Raw genomic sequence first — 501 nt, forward strand, 5'->3', positions numbered from 1 at the left:
CGAACACGACCGTTAAGCCCTCCAGCGCCGATGGTACTTGGACCGCAGGGTCCTGGGAGAGTAGGACGCCGCCAAGCGCAACCACTAAAGAAGAATTTCTTTGGTGGTTTATTATGGGCCCTTAGCTCAGCTGGTTAGAGCGCACCCCTGATAAGGGTGAGGTCGGTGGTTCGAGTCCACTAGGGCCCACCATAAACTTTATATTTCCTTTTGGGGCCATAGCTCAGCTGGGAGAGCGCCTGCCTTGCAAGCAGGAGGTCAGCGGTTCGATCCCGCTTGGCTCCACCAAAAGATGTATCATTGCACCTTGAAAACTGGATACCGAAACGAAATTGCGTTTTAGAATATTCCTTTAAGCTGATCTTGTGTAAACAAGTGAAATAAAGGTAGCAACATCGACATTTTCTTTCTGTGAAAGAAAAGTCTAGGTTAAGCTACAAAGAGCACACGGAGGATGCCTAGGCGCCAGGAGCCGACGAAGGACGTGGCGAACAACGATAA

2 tRNA genes and 1 rRNA gene are annotated in these 501 nt (G+C 50.1%); all 3 read left to right on the forward strand.

Going from position 1 to position 501, the window contains the following annotated elements:
• Positions 1-77 (forward strand): 5S ribosomal RNA (rrf, locus tag AC5V8P_RS26050); the annotation flags it as partial.
• A gap of 38 nt (positions 78-115) precedes the next feature.
• Positions 116-192, forward strand: a tRNA-Ile gene (locus tag AC5V8P_RS26055).
• A gap of 20 nt (positions 193-212) precedes the next feature.
• Positions 213-288 (forward strand) — tRNA-Ala (locus AC5V8P_RS26060).
• Positions 289-501: the final 213 nt, after the last annotated feature.

The organism is Paenibacillus sp. N119s (genome assembly GCF_059447605.1).